Here is a 15,309-nt window from a genome sequence, read left to right as displayed (position 1 = left end):
GGAGTCCTGAACATGAAGAGACTGACAATCCTGCTTGCCGCCGCTGCCGGCCTGGCGATCTCCGCCGGAGCCGCGCTGGCCGACACCACCATCAAGATGGTCGAGGTCATCACCAGCCCGCCGCGCACCGAATTCCTGAAGAAGCAGCTCGCCGAGTTCGAGCAGGCAAATCCGGGCGTCAAGGTCGAGCTCGTCTCGCTGCCGTGGGGTCAGGCCTTCGAAAAATTCCTCACCATGGTCCAGGCCGGCGACACGCCCGATGTCGTCGAGATGCCGGAGCGCTGGATGGGCCTCTATGCCAACAACGGCCAGCTCGAGGATCTCGGCCCGTACATGGCCACCTGGCCCGATGCCAAGACGCTCGGCGAGCGCGCCAAGCAGTTCGGCTCGACGGTCAACAACACGCAGTTCATGATCCCCTACGGCTACTATGTGAATGCGCTGTTCTGGAACAAGAAGCTGTTCAAGCAAGCCGGGCTCGATCGTCCGCCGGCAACCCTCGACGAGTTCGTCGAGTTTTCCAAGAAGATCTCGGCCATCCCCGGCAAATACGGCTACTGCCTGCGCGGCGGCCCCGGCGCCTTCAACGGCATGCACATGTTCATGAACATCGCCGACGGCAAGGGCGGGTACTTCACCGACGACGGCACCTCGACCATCAATGACGAGGGCTCGGTCAAGGGCCTGCAGATGCTGGCCGACATGTACAAGAACGGCCTGGCGCCGAAGGATGCCGTGAGCTGGGGCTTCAACGAAACGGTGACCGGCTTTTATTCGGGCACTTGCGCCATGCTCAACCAGGATCCCGACGCGCTGCTCGGCATCGCCGACAAGATGAGCGCCGACGATTTTGCCGTGGCGCCGTTGCCGGTCGGACCGAGCGGCAAGTCCTATCCGACGCTGGGCTATGCCGGCTGGGCGATGTTCGCCAATTCCCAGCACAAGGAAGAGGCCTGGAAGCTGATGGCAACGCTGCTTTCGCCGAAGGACAATCTTGAATGGGCCAAGGAAGTCGGCGTCATCCCGATCCACAACGGCGCCGACCAGGACGCCCATTTCAAAACCGAGCAGTTCAAGGGCTGGTTCACCGAGCTCAGCGACAGCTCCAAATATGAAATGGTGACGCCGCCGACCCATCTGGAAAACCTCGGCAATTTCGTCGACCAGGTGGCGATCAAGAACTTCCAGGAAGTGCTGCTCGGCCAGAAGCCCGCCAAGGACGTGGCCGACGAATGGGCCGCGTTCCTGACCAAGGAGCAGCAGGCCTGGCTGGCCAAGAACAAGAAGTAGCACCCTTCTTCCTTCTCCCCGCCTCCGGGGAGAAGGTGGCCTGAAGGGCCGGACGAGGGGCAGCGCCATACTTTCGCAGGTTCGCGCCGCCCCTCATCTGCCTGCCGGCATCTTCTCCCCGTAAAACGGGGGAGAAGGAACCTGTTGCGTCGCCGGCACCCACCTTCCATCGCGAGCACCGTATGACCTACGCAGTGTCCGAAATCCGATCTGCCGCCCGGCCGCGAAAGAAGCGGCTGAGCAAGGCTGCGATCGAGCCATGGCTCTATCTTTCGCCGGCTATCGTCCTGCTGGTCGTGGTGCTTCTGGTGCCGCTGATCATCGGCATCAGCTACTCCTTCCGCAAATTCTCCGCCTTCAAGTCGGAATATGTCGGCCTCGGCCAGTACCAGGCGATGCTTTCCGACGCCGTGCTCGGCCAGGCGCTGATCAACACGCTGTGGTGGACGGTCGCTAGCCTGTTCTTCCAGTTCTTCCTTGGGCTTGGCCTGGCGCTGCTGCTCGACAAGCCGTTTTACGGCCGCAGGATCGTGCAGGCAGTGGTGTTCCTGCCCTGGGCGGTGCCGTCCTTTCTCTCGGGCCTCACCTGGGCCTGGCTGTTCAACCCGATCATCGGGCCGCTGCCGCACTGGCTCTTCGCGCTCGGGCTGAAGGCCGAGCCGACCAATGTGCTCTCCGATCCGGCCACCGCCATGTGGGGACCGATCGTCGCCAATATCTGGTTCGGCATCCCCTTCTTCGCCATCACCCTGCTTGCGGCGCTGAAGTCGATCCCGTCCGAATTGCATGAGGCGGCAGCCATCGACGGCGCCTCGCCCTGGCAGCGCTTCACCAAGGTGACGCTGCCGTTCCTGGCGCCCACCATCGTCATCACCGTCATGCTGCGCACCATCTGGATCGCCACCTTCGCCGACCTGATCTTCGTCATGACCGAGGGCGGACCGGCGGGCTCGACCAGCACGGTGCCGGTCTACATCTATGTCAGCGCCTTCAAATCGCTGGATAAAGGCTACGCCTCGGCGGTCGCGGTGCTGCTTCTGGTGCTGCTGATTGCCTATGCCATCGCGCTGATCGCCATCCGCCGCACGCTTGTGAGGCATGTCTGATGATCGCCGGACGCTCCACCTCTTCGCGCATCGCGGGCGGTATCGGCCTTTACTCGGCCATCGCCGCCTATGTCATCTTCGCGCTGTTCCCGATCTTCTGGACGCTGAAGATCTCGGTGACGCCGGAGCGGCTGCTCTATTCCGAAGGCATCACCTTCTGGCCGTCTGAGATGACGCTCAAGAACTTCGCCACCGTGCTCGAGGCCTCCGACTTCCCGCGCTATTTCCTGAACAGCGTCATCGTCTCGGTATCGACGGCGGCACTTGTGACGGTCGTCGCCACGCTTGCCGGCTATGCGATGTCGCGCTTCACCTTCCGCGGCAAGGCCACACTGGCCATCCTGCTTTTGCTGACCCAGACCTTCCCCCTGGTCATGGTCATCCCGCCGATCTACCGCATCATGGGCCAGCTTGGCCTGACCAACAGCCTGATCGGGCTGATCATCATCTACACCGCCTTCAACACCGCCTTCGCCACCTTCCTCATGCAGTCCTTCTTCGACGGCATCCCGAAGGATCTGGAGGAGGCGGCGATGATCGACGGCTGCACGCGCGCTCAGGCGATGCGCAGGGTGATCGTGCCGCTGACCTTGCCCGGCATGGGCGCGACGCTCGGCTTCGTCTTCACCGCTGCCTGGAGCGAGTTGCTGTTTGCGCTGATGCTGATCTCCAGCGACGAGCAGAAGACCTTTGCCGTTGGCCTGCTCACCTTCATCGGCAAGTTCGCCGTCGACTGGGGGCAGATGATGGCGGCGTCCATTCTGGCGCTGATCCCGGTCTGCATCTTCTTCGCCTTCCTGCAACGCTATCTCGTCACCGGCCTCACCGCCGGCGCTGTCAAAGGATAAAAGATGGCTTCAGTCACACTGCAACATGTCGAGAAGGATTACGGCGCGCTGCGCATCCTGCACGGCGTCGATCTCGAAATCGCCGACGGCGAGTTCGTCGTGCTGGTCGGCCCGTCCGGCTGCGGCAAGTCCACGCTCCTGCGCATGATCGCCGGCCTGGAAGAGGTCACCGGCGGGGAAATCCGCATCGGCGAGCGTCTGGTCAACGATGTCGCCCCCAAGGATCGCGACATCGCCATGGTGTTCCAGTCCTACGCGCTCTACCCGCATATGGACGTCTCCTCCAACATGGGCTTCAGCCTGATGTTGAAGAAGGCCGAGAAGACGACAATCGACGGCAGGGTCGGCGCCGCTGCCAAACGCCTCGGCCTTGAAAGCTTCCTCGGCCGTCTGCCGCGCCAGCTCTCGGGCGGTCAGCGCCAGCGCGTCGCCATGGGCCGCGCCATCGTGCGCGATCCGAAAGTCTTCCTGTTCGACGAGCCGCTGTCGAACCTCGACGCCAAATTGCGCGTCCATATGCGTGCCGAGATCAAGGCCCTGCACCAGCAGCTCAAGACCACTTCGGTCTATGTCACCCACGACCAGGTCGAGGCCATGACCATGGCCGACCGCATCGTCGTCATGCATGACGGCTTTGTGCAGCAGGTCGGCCATCCTCTGGAACTTTACGACCGGCCGGCCAACACGTTCGTCGCCGGCTTCATCGGCTCGCCCGGCATGAATTTTTTGCCGGCGAAGGTCGCCAAGGGCGGCAAGGTCGACGCCGTGCTGGCCGACGGCCAGAAGCTGAGGCTGCCAGATGGCCTGCCGCTGAAGGACGGCGATGCGCTGACCGTCGGACTGCGGCCGGAGCACATCCGGCTGGCCGAGAACGGCCCGCTGAAAGGTGAGGTCGAGGTGGTCGAACCGCTGGGTCTCTCGACGCAGTTCTATGTCAGGCTGGCCAGCCAGCAGATCTGCGTCTTCGTCATGGGCCGCAGTGATGTGAAGCCGGGCGACACGATCCGGCTCGCCGCCGAGCCCGCGGCGCTGCATCTGTTCGATCCGGCAAGCGGCAATCGCATCGGGTAGGTCAACGCCAGCGGAAGGCGTCCATCGTATAGTCGGGCCATGCGCCGAGCTCTCGGAAAAGCCCGGTCAGGTCGCCGGCATCGGCCAATATCCCGGACATGACCAGCGCGGTCGCGACGCTGGCGCCTCTGCCTCCGGCGATGTCGTGCTCGACGCTGTCGCCGACGCAGACAACGTTGCCGCGCACCGGATTTCCGGCCAGCGCCAGCGCCGCTTCAAAGATCGCCGGGTAGGGCTTGCCGATGCGGGTGACGCTGCCGCCGAGGCATTCATAGAGGTCGGCGATCTCGCCGGCGCCGAAACGCGGTCCGACCGCGGTCAGCATAATCCGGTCGGGGTTGGTGCAGAAGCACGGCACCCGTCGCGCGGCGGCCGGACCAAGCAGCGTGCGGTAATGATCGAGATCATAGCGGTCGCCCTCGCTGGCCGAGAGCAGCACCAGCTCTGCGTCGTCGCCCCGCTCGGTCAGGGTCAAGGGCAGGCCTTCGATCGCCGAACGGTCGCCGTCACGGCTGATCAGCAGGCATCTCGTGCCCGCCCTCAAGGCGCCCGAGCCCACCATGTCCTTGAACATCCGCCAGGCCACCTCGCCGGACGAGACGAAATGGTCCCAGCTTCCCGCCTCGAAACCGAGCTTCAGCAGCCGTCGCTCGTTAGGCTCTGCCCGCCTGCCGGAATTGGAGATCAGCACTACGGTCTTGCCGGCGCGCTTCAGCGCCGACAGGGCTTCGACCGCACCCGGATAGGGCTGCTGCCCGTCATGCAGCACGCCGAACTGATCGGGCAGGAACACGTCGTAGCGTTCGGCGAGCGCTCCGATCCCACCGAGATGTCTGGCTTGCCTCATGCTCACAGCAGTCCCGCCTCACTTGCGCCGATCAGCGCCAGCCTTGCCGTCCCGGCGGCGGCCTCGTCGGAGAGTGCCGGCAGGAAATCGACGCCGAGCTTGCGCCGCCGGATCGCGGTCCAGGCCGCATTGGCAGCGCCGCCACCGACGCTCCGCACCGAGGTCAGTGTCGGCGCGCCGAGCTCGGCAAGCCTCTGGTAGCCGAGCGCCTCGATGGCCGCGATGCCTTCCAGCATCGCCTTCAGATAGTCGGCGTCGGAGTCGGGGCGGGGAAGGAGGCGCGGCTGCAGTAAGGGATCGGCAATGGGGAAGCGCTCGCCGGCCGTGCCGAGCGGGTAATAGTCGAGGCCGGTCTCGGTCGCGGGATCGATGGCGGCGCTGAGCTCGACGATGCGCTCGAGCGAAAAATGCCGGGCAAGCACCTTGCCGCCGGTATTTGAGGCGCCGCCGGCCAGCCAGGCGTCGCCGAGCCGGTGGCTGTAGATGCCGTAGCGCGGCGCAAAGATCGGCCGCTCAGACAGGATCTTGATGGTTAGCGACGATCCGAGCGCGCTGACGCCGTCGCCGGCGGCCGCCGCGCCCGTCGCCAGGAACGAGGCGCAGCCATCGGTGGTGCCGGCAACCACCGCCACCTCGCGCGGCAGGCCGAACAGGCCGGCGGCGGAGGCCGTGAGCCTGCCTGTCACGCTGCCAGGCCTGACGACGGCGGGCAGCAGCTCAATGCGCATGCCGGTTTCTGCGATCCAGTCCGGCCAGCGGCGCGTCTCGGCATCGTATCCGGTCTTCAGGCTGTTGTTCTCGTCGCTGACGTCGAAACGGCCCGAGAATTGTCCGGCGATCCAGTCGGCCTGGTGCAGCACGGCCTGGACGTCGGGCTGACGCTGGAACCACAGCGCCTTGGCAAGACCGGATGTCGCGCCATGCGCGGCGCTCGTTTCCGGCGCCGTGCGGGCAATCCCGGCGAGAATGGGGTCGTCCGGAACCTTGTCATTGTACATCAGCGGCTCGGCCAGCGGCCGCCCGGTGCCGTCGACCGGCAGCACGGTGCCCGACGTGCCGTCGACGGCGATCGCGCGCACCGCTGCGCGGTCGACGCTCGAAAGCAGCGCCTTCAGCGTCGCCTCGACCGCGGCCCACCAGACCTCAGGGTCGCGACCGTTCGCACCGAAGCGCTCGAGCGGCACGGCGGCGCGCGCTGTGATGGAAAAGTCCGGACGCATCGCGACGGCGCGCGACCCGGAGGTGCCGATGTCGATGCCTACGGCAAGCGGCGCCATGGCCCTAGCCCGCGGCGTTGAGTTTCTGGCGATACTGCTCGGCATCCCAGTTGATGAGCTCGTCATTCTCGGCCGCGGTGAGATAGTTCAGCCGCGCCGAGATGTCGATCCGGGCAGTCACATCGGCAAGGCAGCGCTGCATGGCGTCCGCGCCGGAGCTGGCGTCGCCGCGCATCAGCACGCCGGCGCCGGGAAAGAGGATCGCAGCCGGACTGACTCCCAGCCGCGCGGTGACGTCGTCAACCTGCTCGCCGGGCCTTGCCACCACGGAACCTTGGCCGAGAAAGATGACATGGTCCGGATAGAGGCTGCCGGCTTCTGCCATGCGGCGGCTGGCTGCGTCGAGCGCCACCGCATGCGCCTCGACCTCCGCCGGCAACCTGTAGCCGCTGTCGCCGGCAAGCGCCGTCAGCGCCGCGGCGTCCGGTTCCGCCGCCGCTCGCGCCGGGCGCGCCAGGAGCGACCTGACCCGGTGCAGCAGGTGCTCCGCCTCGGCCACGGTCTCCGCGGCCACGACCAGCCCGTGATTGCCGAGGATCAGCACGTCGATCCCGGGCCGCAGCCGTTCGGCAATGCCCTGGGCAAGCGGCAGGCCCGGCCGGCGATAGGGAACATAGGCCCACGCGATGCCCTCGAGTCGCCGCGCGACCTCGCTCTCGCAATCGGCCTGGACCGCGAGCGAGATCGTATCGACGCAATGGACATGCAGCACGACCCGCCGCGGCATCAGCGCGTGCACGGTGGTCTCGATCGACGGGCGGAGCCCGCGCGGATTGAGGGCGTCGATGGCAAAGGCCTGCGGCTTGTCGGCGGCCGGATCGCGCCGTTCGACGGCCTCGATCAGCGGCACCATCGCCACCGGCACCATGATGTCTTCGGACAGCGCGTCCTTCAGCCAGGTGCCGGACGCCTTGATCCAAAGCGTGTCGCCGGCCTTCAGCGAGGTGTTGCCGCCGGCCGCCTGGGTCAGGTGCGGGTTGCCGCCGATCCTGGCCGAAAGCGCCCGCAGGGCGGCCAGTTCCTGCGCGTCAGCTTGGGTCGCCATGGCGCTTGTCCTCCGATGGCTTGGTCGGGTTTCGGCATCATCTCCCGTCCCCGGGAGCGTTCGGCGCTGATATCGCAGATGCGAGCGACCTGCGTCAACAGTGATCTAGTATCGTCAAATCTGGCTTGCATTCTGCCCGATGTTGAGTAAGTTGCGCCAATTGCCGTGGAAAAATGGCATTCGGGAGGAAAGATTTGAGCGACTCCGGCCGCCAGCGTCAGATCGTCGAACTGCTGCGGGACCGCCCCTTTGCGTCGGTGCGCGAGCTGCAGGAGCGGCTTGGCGTCTCGGCCGCGACGGTCAGGCGCGACATCGACAAGATCGACGAGGCCGGCGAGGCGCGGAAGGTCTATGGCGGCATCTCCGCCCTCGATGGCGCGGCCCATGCCGGGGTCGCCTATGCCAGGCCCTATGACGAGAACCGGGATCTCGCGGTCGACGCCAAGCGGCAGATCGCCGCCGTCGCCGCGACCATCGTACGCGACGGCGACGCCGTCATCGTCCATGGTGGCTCGACCTGCTTCCACCTCGGCGTCAAGCTTGCCGACCGCAACATCCGCCTCTTCACCAATTCCATGCCGCTCGCGGCCTATCTCAGCGATCATGGCCACTGCAGCCTGACCATCGCCGGCGGCGACCTGCATCGCGAGCCCGGCATCATCCACTCGCTCACCCAGGCCGTGCCGTTCTACGCCTCGAAGTTCTTCGTCGGCGCGCAGGGCCTCAGCCATGAGGGCGTGCTGGAATCGCATCCGCTGCTGGTGCGCTCGATCGTCGATCTCAGCCTCTGCGCCGACCAGATCGTGGTGCTGGCCGACAGCCGCAAGCTGTCGATCCATGCCCGCAATGTCGCCCTGCCGCTGTCGCGCATCGGCACGCTAGTGACCGATGACGGCCTCTCCGATGCCGATGCGCGCATGCTGGAGGACGCCGGCGTCGCCGTGCGCATCGCGCCGTCCTCGGGAGCCCTCCCGTGAAGGTGGCGGTGCTCGATTTCGGCAAGACCAATTCGAAGCTGTTCGTCTTCGGCCAGGACGGGCGCATCCTCGACGAGCGGCGCACCAAGCCCGACTGGATACGCAAGGACGGCCTCAGCGTGCTTGACGAGATGGCGCTGCATGACTGGGCGCTCAATGCCGTCGACGAGGCCGTCGACGGCCATGGCATCGAAGGCCTGATGGTGTCCGGCCATGGCTGCACCTTCGCGCTGGTCGATGGGACGGCGCTGACGCACCCGATACTCGATTACGAGCAGGAGCCGCCGGCCGAAATCGCCACGCGGATCGACCGCCGTATCCCCGATTTCGCCGAGACCTTCTCGCCGCGCCTGCCGCTCGGCTTCAACTACGCCCGCCACATGATGTGGCTGAAGGAAGTAGCGCCGGGCGCCTTCGAGGCGGCGAGGGCGATCCTCGGTTATCCGCAATATTGGAGCTGGCGCTTCGGCGGCCGCGCCGTTTCGGAGATGTCCTATTTGGGCTGCCATTCGCATCTGTGGGCACCGCGCAAGCGCGACTTCTCCTCGCTGGTCGACGCCGAAGGCTGGCGCGGTCAGATGCCAGCCTTCGCGCGCGCCGGCGCAGTCATCGGCGAGCGGCGCTTCGGCAAATCGGGCCGGCCGGTCTCCATCCACAACGGTGTCCACGACAGCAACGCCGCGCTCCATGCCTATCGGCGGCAGGAACTTGGGCCGCTCACCGTGGTGTCGACGGGCACCTGGGTGATCATACTCAACCCGGACTGCCCGCTCGACGCGCTCGACCGCGACCGCGACATGCTGGTCAATGTCGATGTCGATGGCGGCCCGGTGCCCACCATCCGCTTCATGGGCGGGCGCGAATTCGCGACCATCAGCGGCAACTGGCAGGGCACGATTGCTCCGGCCGCGATAGAGCGCGCGATCGACGCCGGCATCATCGCGCTGCCGACCTTTGCCCCAGGCGGACCGATGCCAGGCCGGACGGGCGAAATCGTCGGGCGCGTTTCCGATGCCGAGGAACGTGCGGCCGTGGCGCTGCTCTACGTGGCGCTGATGGTCGACCTGTCGCTCGACCTGATCCGTTCGCGCGGCACCGTCATCGTCGATGGCGGCCTGAATGCCGGCGGCCTGCTCGCCGGTCTGCTGGCCGCGCTGCGCCCCGGCCAGTCCTTCATGCAGGGTGCCACGCTGGAAGGCAGCGCCACGGGCGCGGCCGCGCTCGCCTTCGAGAGTGTCGGGCGCGAATTCGCCGCCGACACGCCGGAGCCGGTCCGCGCCACAAACTTCAAGGGCCTGGCCGGTTACCGTGACGGCTGGCGCGCCCTCATCGCCGGGCGCGGCATCGCCGCATCGGCGGGAGGTGCGCAATGACCGCCATCGCCCATGCCCAGGCGGCGCAGAGGCCGGTGCTGGAGATGCGCCACATCTCCAAGACCTTCGGCCCAATCCGCGCCCTGCAGGACGTGTCGCTCACCGTCAACGCCGGCGAGCTGCACGCGCTGATGGGCGAGAACGGTGCCGGCAAGTCGACGCTGATGAAGGTGCTGTCTGGCGCCTATCGGCCTGATACCGGCGGCGAGATCCTGATCGACGGCGCGCCGGTCGCCACCGGCGATCCGATCAAGGCGCGCGCCCACGGCATCGCCGTCATCTACCAGGAGCTGTCGCTGGCGCCGAACCTCACGGTGGCGCAGAACATCTTCCTCGGCAACGAGCCGCGCAGGTTCGGCGTCGTCGATCGCGATCGATGCAACCGGCGCGCCCGGGAAATCATCGAGCGGCTCGGCGTCTCCTTCTCCGCGCGCACCCTGGTCTCCAGCCTGTCGCTCGGTGAACGCCAACTGGTCGAGATCGCCCGCGCGCTGTCGACCAGCGCCCGCATCATCGTCATGGACGAGCCGACCACCTCGCTGACGTCGCGCGAGACCGAAAGGCTGTTCGAGGTCATTGCCACGCTCAAGGCGCAAGGTATCGCCATCATCTACATCAGCCACCGCATGGAAGAGGTCTACCAGCTCGCCGACCGTGTCAGCGTGCTGCGCGACAGCGGCTATGTCGGCACGCTGGAACATGCCGATCTCAATGCCTCGCGCCTCGTCTCGATGATGGTTGGCCGCGATCTGTCGGCCTTCTACAGGAAGGATCACCGCCCGCCGGACAGCAAGCGCCAGGTGGCGCTGTCGGTGCGCGGCATGTCGGACGGCAGGCTGCTGAAGAACTGCTCGTTCGACCTCTATCACGGCGAGGTCCTGGCGCTGGCCGGGCTGGTCGGCTCCGGCCGCACCGAGCTCGCCAGACTGATCTTCGGCGCTGACCGGCGCAGCGCCGGCGTGCTGGAGCTCGACGGCAAGCCGCTCGCGATCGCCTCGCCGCGTGAGGCGCTCGCGGCCGGCATCGCCTATCTCACCGAGGACCGCAAGGAGCTCGGCCTGTTCCTCGACATGTCGATTTCCGACAACATCAACATGGGCGTGCTGGCCAGGGACGCGCGCGCAGGCGGTTTTCGCGACTTCGCCGCCGCCGACCGGCGCGCCGCCAAGGCTGTCGCCGAGCTGTCGATCCGCACCAGGTCGGCACAGGCCAATGCCGGCTCGCTGTCGGGCGGCAACCAGCAGAAGGTGCTGCTCGCCCGCCTGCTGGAGACCGCGCCGAAGGTCGTCATCCTCGACGAGCCGACGCGCGGTGTCGATGTCGGCGCCAAGTCGGAGATCTACCGGCTGATCGACAATCTCGCCGGCAGGGGCATCGCCATCCTGATGATCTCCAGCGAATTGCCGGAAGTGATCGGGGTCGCCGACCGCGTGCTGGTGATGCGCGGCGGCGCCATCGCCGGCGAGGTGACGGCGTCCGCGGGCGCGCCGCTTCGCCAGGAAGCGATCATGGAATTTGCGACGGGAGCGGCCCAGGAAGGACCGAAGCGATGACCGACAGCACAACCGTGACGACGACAGCGGATCAGGCGGCGCTCAGGAGCCGGCGGCTGCGCTCGGCCTTCGCCGCGCTCGGCATGCTGCCGGTTCTGGTGCTGCTTGCCGCGGGCTTCCAGTTCATCAACCCGCGCTTCCTCACCGGCACCAACCTGCTGATTGTTACCCAGCAATCGTCGATCAACATCGTGCTCGCCGCCGGCATGACCTTCGTCATCCTCACCGGCGGCATCGATCTCTCGGTCGGCTCCGTCCTCGCCGCCTCGGCAATGGTGGCGGTGCTGGTGTCGCTGGTGCCGGACTGGGGCATGCTCGGTATTCCCGCCGCCATCCTGGTCGGCCTCGGCTTCGGCGTCATCAACGGGCTGCTCGTCGCCTATATCAGGCTGCCGGCCTTCATCGTCACGCTGGGCTCGCTTACCGCGGTCCGCGGCGTCGCCCGCCTGCTCGGCGAGGACACGACCGTGTTCAACTCCGACCTGCCGTTCGACTTCATCGGCAATGGCTCGCTGTTCGGCGTTCCGTGGCTGGTCATCATCGCACTGACGGTGGTGGTTCTGTCCTGGCTGGTCTTGAAGCGCACCGTGCTCGGCACCTGGATCTATGCCGTGGGCGGCAACGCCGAGGCGGCGCGCCTCACCGGCATCAAGGTGCCGCTGGTGCTGCTCTTCGTCTATGGCGTGTCCGGCCTGCTTGCCGGCCTCGGCGGCGTCATGTCGGCTGCGAGACTTTATGCTGCCAACGGCCTGCAGCTCGGCCAGTCCTATGAACTCGATGCCATCGCCGCCGTCATCCTCGGCGGCACCAGCTTCGTCGGCGGCGTCGGCTCGATCTGGGGCACGTTGATCGGCGGCCTGATCATCGCAGTGCTCTCCAACGGGCTCATTTTGGCCGGTGTCTCCGACATCTGGCAGTACATCATCAAGGGATTGGTCATCATCGTGGCGGTCGCCCTCGACCGTTACCGGCTCCAGGCCGGAGCAAGAACGTGATTGACCTTGGTCGCCGGCCCGGACGGGCCGGACTGTGTGTAACGCACCGTGAGAGGCGCGGGGCAATCGGAGGAAGCAAGTAAATGAAGACCATCGCCAAACTGCTCTGCGGCGCGGCCCTCGCGGCTCTCGTCGTCGCGCCGGCATCGGCCAAGGACCTGAACAAGGTCGGCATCTCGGTCGGCCTGCTCGGCAACCCCTTCTTCGTCGCCACCATCAAGGGCATCGAGGACGCGGCCAAGAAGATCAATCCCAAGGTCGAGGTGACGTCGGTATCGGCGGACTACGATCTCAACAAGCAGGTCTCGCAGATCGATTCCTTCATCGCCGCCGGCGTCGACGTGATCATGCTCAACGCCGTCGACGCCAAGGCGATCGCGCCCGCCGTCAAGAAGGCGCAGGCGGCCGGCATCGTGGTTGCCGCCTTCGACGTTTCGGCGCCGGGTGCCGACGTCACCGTGATGACCAACAACGTCAAGGCCGGCGAGGAGGCCTGCCAGTACCTGGTCGACCACACCAGCGGCAAGGGCGATTACGTCATCCTCAACGGCCCGGCATCGTCGTCGATCCTGGAGCGCGTCAAGGGCTGCAAGAACGTTCTCTCTCAGCATCCGGACATCAAGATCCTGTCCGACGACCAGAACGCCGAAGGCTCGCGCGACGGCGGCCTGAAAGTGTTCCAGTCGCTGCTCACCCGCTTCGACAAGATCGACGCGGTGTTCGCCATCAACGATCCGACGGCGATCGGCGCGCAGCTCGCGGCCAAGCAGCTCAACCGCTCGGAATTCATCTTCACCGCGGTCGACGGCGCTCCCGACATCGAGAAGGAGTTCGCATCCGGCACTTCGATGATCAAGGCTTCCGCCTCGCAGGATCCCTATGTCATGGCCGGCCAGTCGCTGCAGATGGCGGCCGACGTGCTTGCCGGCAAGAAGCCGGCCGAGCCGGTCGTCCTGCTTGATCCGAAGCTGATCACCGCCGAGAACCTCAAGGACTATAAGGGCTGGACGGCGGCGCGCTGATCCTCTTTAGCGCAGCGCGGCCGGCGCAGGCTGGCCGCACTCCTTGTCCAGGCATCGGACCCGGACCTGCTCCATTCCGGGTCCGATGCTTCGCAGCAGATGGAGACGAATATGTCGCGCATTGGAATCCATTCTTTCGTCTGGTCGGCGAGCTCGGCACAGGCGGATATCGAGCGCACTTTGGCCAATACAAAAGAGGCCGGCTTCGACCTGATCGAATTCTCCTATCTCGACCCGGCCGATGTCGACATCGCAAGGCTGGCCAAAAGCATCGCCGACCTCGGTCTGGGGGTGGCGATCAGCATCGGCCTGCCGGCCGACGGCGACATCTCCAGCCCCGACAAGGCGGTCGCCGCGCGCGGCGTCGAAATCCTTAACCGCACCATCGCGCTCACCCGCGATCTCGGCGGCCGCAAGGTCGGCGGCATTCTCTCGACCAACCACGGCTTGCAGACCGAGCCGCCGACGCGCGACCAGTGGAACCGCAGCGCCGCGACGCTTGCCAGGGTCGCGGAGACAGCCAAGGCGGCCGGCGTCACGCTCAATCTCGAGATCGTCAACCGCTTCGAGAGCAACCTGCTCAACACCGCCGCGCAGGGGCTCGCCTTCATCGAGGACACCGGCTCCGACAACATCTTCCTGCACCTCGACACCTTCCACATGAACATCGAGGAGGCCGATGTCGGGCTGGCCATCCGCCATGCCGCTAAGACGATCGGCTATGTCCATATCGGCGAGAGCCATCGCGGCTTCCTCGGCACCGGCAGCATCGATTTCGCCGCGATTTTCGATGCGCTGACGGCCATCGGCTATAGCGACGACCTCAGCTTCGAATCCTTCTCCTCCGAGATCGTCGACGAGAACCTGTCGAAGAAGACGGCGATCTGGCGCAATCTGTGGACCGACAACATGGAGCTTGCCCGCCATGCGCGCCGCTTCATCGACGTCGGCCTGGAGACGGCACGGCGCAAGGCCGAGCTCGTTTCGGCATCGCAGAGGCCTTGACGCTTCGAGAATGCCGAGAGGTGAATTGCGGCTTTTGGCGGCCGCGCTCTGCTAAACTCTTGTTGATTCGTCTCGACAGGAAACGGCATGAGCAAGGCTCTCGGCACTTTCGCATTGGTCACGGTGTTGAGCGCCTTGCTGATGGCGCTTTCGCTGGCGGTTGCCAGGCACGGCTATCCTTACGGCGCTTTCGGCATGAAGCGCCTCGACGGTATTGCCGAAGCGGGGTCCTTCCTCGCCATTGCCGCCATCTATTTCTTCAGTGCGCTGTTGATGATGATCCTGCCCATCCGCGCCGCCGGCGTTGTGCTCACCCACGCTGCCGATGCGATCTTCTGGGCCACGATCATGCTGTTCGCCACCATCGTCGGCTCGCTTCTCGCCCGCTGGGCCTTCGGCCAGCATGAGGTGCTGTGGGGGCTTTTCAACTGGCGCTTCCTGTTCGTTGCGGCGATCGTCGCCGCGCATCTCACCATGAACGAACTTCGCCGCAACGTCCTGCTCAGAAGCCTGTTCTTCGTCATCTTCGCCGCGGTAACGCTCGCCTGCCTGTTCTGGTCGTTCTCTGTCTGAAGGCGCTGACTCAACATCGTGACAGGTCGTCGCGGACGAAGCCAATGGACTTCCGCAACCGCGCGCCTACCTTTATCGAAAGCTCTCGGGTAGACCTTTCGGCGGGCGATGCTATATCATTTGTCTGACAAATAACCGGCGCGTTATCGCCCCTGCTAATCTCGAACAAATAAGCCAATCTCGAAGGAATGAAGATGACCGTGCTCCGCAAGAACTTGATCGACGGCGAGTGGCTGGGCGATGCTGGCTCGCGCAACATCAACCCGTCGAACACCAACGACGTGGTCGGCGAATACGCCTCGGCCGGACCTGAGGAAGCAAAACAGG

The 15,309-nt window shown here is 65.8% G+C and carries 14 protein-coding genes; 11 read left to right on the top strand and 3 right to left on the bottom strand.

Going from position 1 to position 15,309, the window contains the following annotated elements:
* The first annotated feature begins 12 nt into the window (after positions 1-12).
* The 4 genes from RFN28_RS07930 (at position 13) to RFN28_RS07915 (ending at position 4,315) form a co-directional block, all read left to right on the top strand.
* On the top strand, positions 13-1,290 hold the full coding sequence (locus RFN28_RS07930; RefSeq protein ID WP_320286820.1) for an ABC transporter substrate-binding protein: 1,278 nt from the start codon (positions 13-15) through the stop codon (positions 1,288-1,290).
* A 182-nt stretch (positions 1,291-1,472) separates the two neighbouring features.
* Positions 1,473-2,396, top strand: a complete 924-nt coding sequence (locus RFN28_RS07925) for a carbohydrate ABC transporter permease (protein ID WP_320286819.1) — start codon at positions 1,473-1,475, stop codon at positions 2,394-2,396.
* On the top strand, positions 2,396-3,244 hold the full coding sequence (locus RFN28_RS07920; protein WP_320286818.1) for a carbohydrate ABC transporter permease: 849 nt from the start codon (positions 2,396-2,398) through the stop codon (positions 3,242-3,244). Before RFN28_RS07925 ends, RFN28_RS07920 begins: the two co-directional genes overlap by 1 nt.
* 3 nt (positions 3,245-3,247) lie before the next feature.
* The gene (locus RFN28_RS07915) at positions 3,248-4,315 is read left to right on the top strand and encodes an ABC transporter ATP-binding protein (RefSeq protein WP_320286817.1); all 1,068 of its coding nucleotides are present in this window, start codon (positions 3,248-3,250) and stop codon (positions 4,313-4,315) included.
* 1 nt (position 4,316) lies between these two features.
* On the opposite strand, the gene RFN28_RS07910 is transcribed toward RFN28_RS07915, so the two are convergent.
* Genes RFN28_RS07910 through RFN28_RS07900 form a run of 3 tightly spaced genes read right to left on the bottom strand, consistent with a single transcriptional unit; the run spans position 4,317 to position 7,484 of the window.
* Complete coding sequence (locus RFN28_RS07910; protein WP_320286816.1) at positions 4,317-5,162, bottom strand: TIGR01459 family HAD-type hydrolase; 846 nt, start codon at positions 5,160-5,162, stop codon at positions 4,317-4,319.
* A gap of 2 nt (positions 5,163-5,164) precedes the next feature.
* On the bottom strand, positions 5,165-6,439 hold the full coding sequence (locus RFN28_RS07905) for an FGGY-family carbohydrate kinase (RefSeq protein ID WP_320286815.1): 1,275 nt from the start codon (positions 6,437-6,439) through the stop codon (positions 5,165-5,167).
* Positions 6,440-6,443: 4 nt separating this feature from the next.
* Positions 6,444-7,484: a class II aldolase/adducin family protein gene (locus tag RFN28_RS07900; RefSeq protein WP_320286814.1), complete on the bottom strand. Its 1,041-nt coding sequence runs from the start codon at positions 7,482-7,484 to the stop codon at positions 6,444-6,446.
* A 194-nt stretch (positions 7,485-7,678) separates the two neighbouring features.
* Here RFN28_RS07900 and RFN28_RS07895 point away from each other — a divergent pair, with 194 nt between their 5' ends.
* The 7 genes from RFN28_RS07895 to RFN28_RS07865 all read left to right on the top strand — a co-directional run bounded on the left by RFN28_RS07895 (position 7,679) and on the right by RFN28_RS07865 (position 14,982).
* Positions 7,679-8,461 carry a DeoR/GlpR family DNA-binding transcription regulator gene (locus RFN28_RS07895; protein ID WP_320286813.1) on the top strand — a complete coding sequence of 261 codons (783 nt, stop codon included), beginning with the start codon at positions 7,679-7,681 and terminating at the stop codon, positions 8,459-8,461.
* Positions 8,458-9,834 carry an FGGY-family carbohydrate kinase gene (locus RFN28_RS07890; RefSeq protein WP_320286812.1) on the top strand — a complete coding sequence of 459 codons (1,377 nt, stop codon included), beginning with the start codon at positions 8,458-8,460 and terminating at the stop codon, positions 9,832-9,834. Before RFN28_RS07895 ends, RFN28_RS07890 begins: the two co-directional genes overlap by 4 nt.
* A complete protein-coding gene (locus tag RFN28_RS07885) occupies positions 9,831-11,387 on the top strand; it encodes a sugar ABC transporter ATP-binding protein (RefSeq protein WP_320286811.1) in 1,557 nt (518 codons plus the stop codon). The genes RFN28_RS07890 and RFN28_RS07885 overlap by 4 nt, the downstream gene beginning before the upstream one ends.
* Positions 11,384-12,382: an ABC transporter permease subunit gene (locus tag RFN28_RS07880; protein WP_320286809.1), complete on the top strand. Its 999-nt coding sequence runs from the start codon at positions 11,384-11,386 to the stop codon at positions 12,380-12,382. Before RFN28_RS07885 ends, RFN28_RS07880 begins: the two co-directional genes overlap by 4 nt.
* Positions 12,383-12,465: 83 nt before the next feature.
* Positions 12,466-13,404: an ABC transporter substrate-binding protein gene (locus tag RFN28_RS07875; protein WP_320286808.1), complete on the top strand. Its 939-nt coding sequence runs from the start codon at positions 12,466-12,468 to the stop codon at positions 13,402-13,404.
* Positions 13,405-13,515: 111 nt separating this feature from the next.
* Positions 13,516-14,409: a sugar phosphate isomerase/epimerase family protein gene (locus RFN28_RS07870; RefSeq protein ID WP_320286807.1), complete on the top strand. Its 894-nt coding sequence runs from the start codon at positions 13,516-13,518 to the stop codon at positions 14,407-14,409.
* An 87-nt stretch (positions 14,410-14,496) separates the two neighbouring features.
* Positions 14,497-14,982 (top strand): hypothetical protein, encoded by a 486-nt coding sequence (locus RFN28_RS07865; protein ID WP_320286806.1) that lies wholly within the window; start codon positions 14,497-14,499, stop codon positions 14,980-14,982.
* Positions 14,983-15,309 lie beyond the last annotated feature (327 nt).

Origin of the sequence: Mesorhizobium album (genome assembly GCF_033977205.1) — a bacterium.
Lineage (GTDB): Bacteria > Pseudomonadota > Alphaproteobacteria > Rhizobiales > Rhizobiaceae > Mesorhizobium > Mesorhizobium album.
The sequence above is the reverse complement of the archived record's forward strand: the minus strand, read 5'-3'. Positions and strand labels throughout refer to the sequence as shown.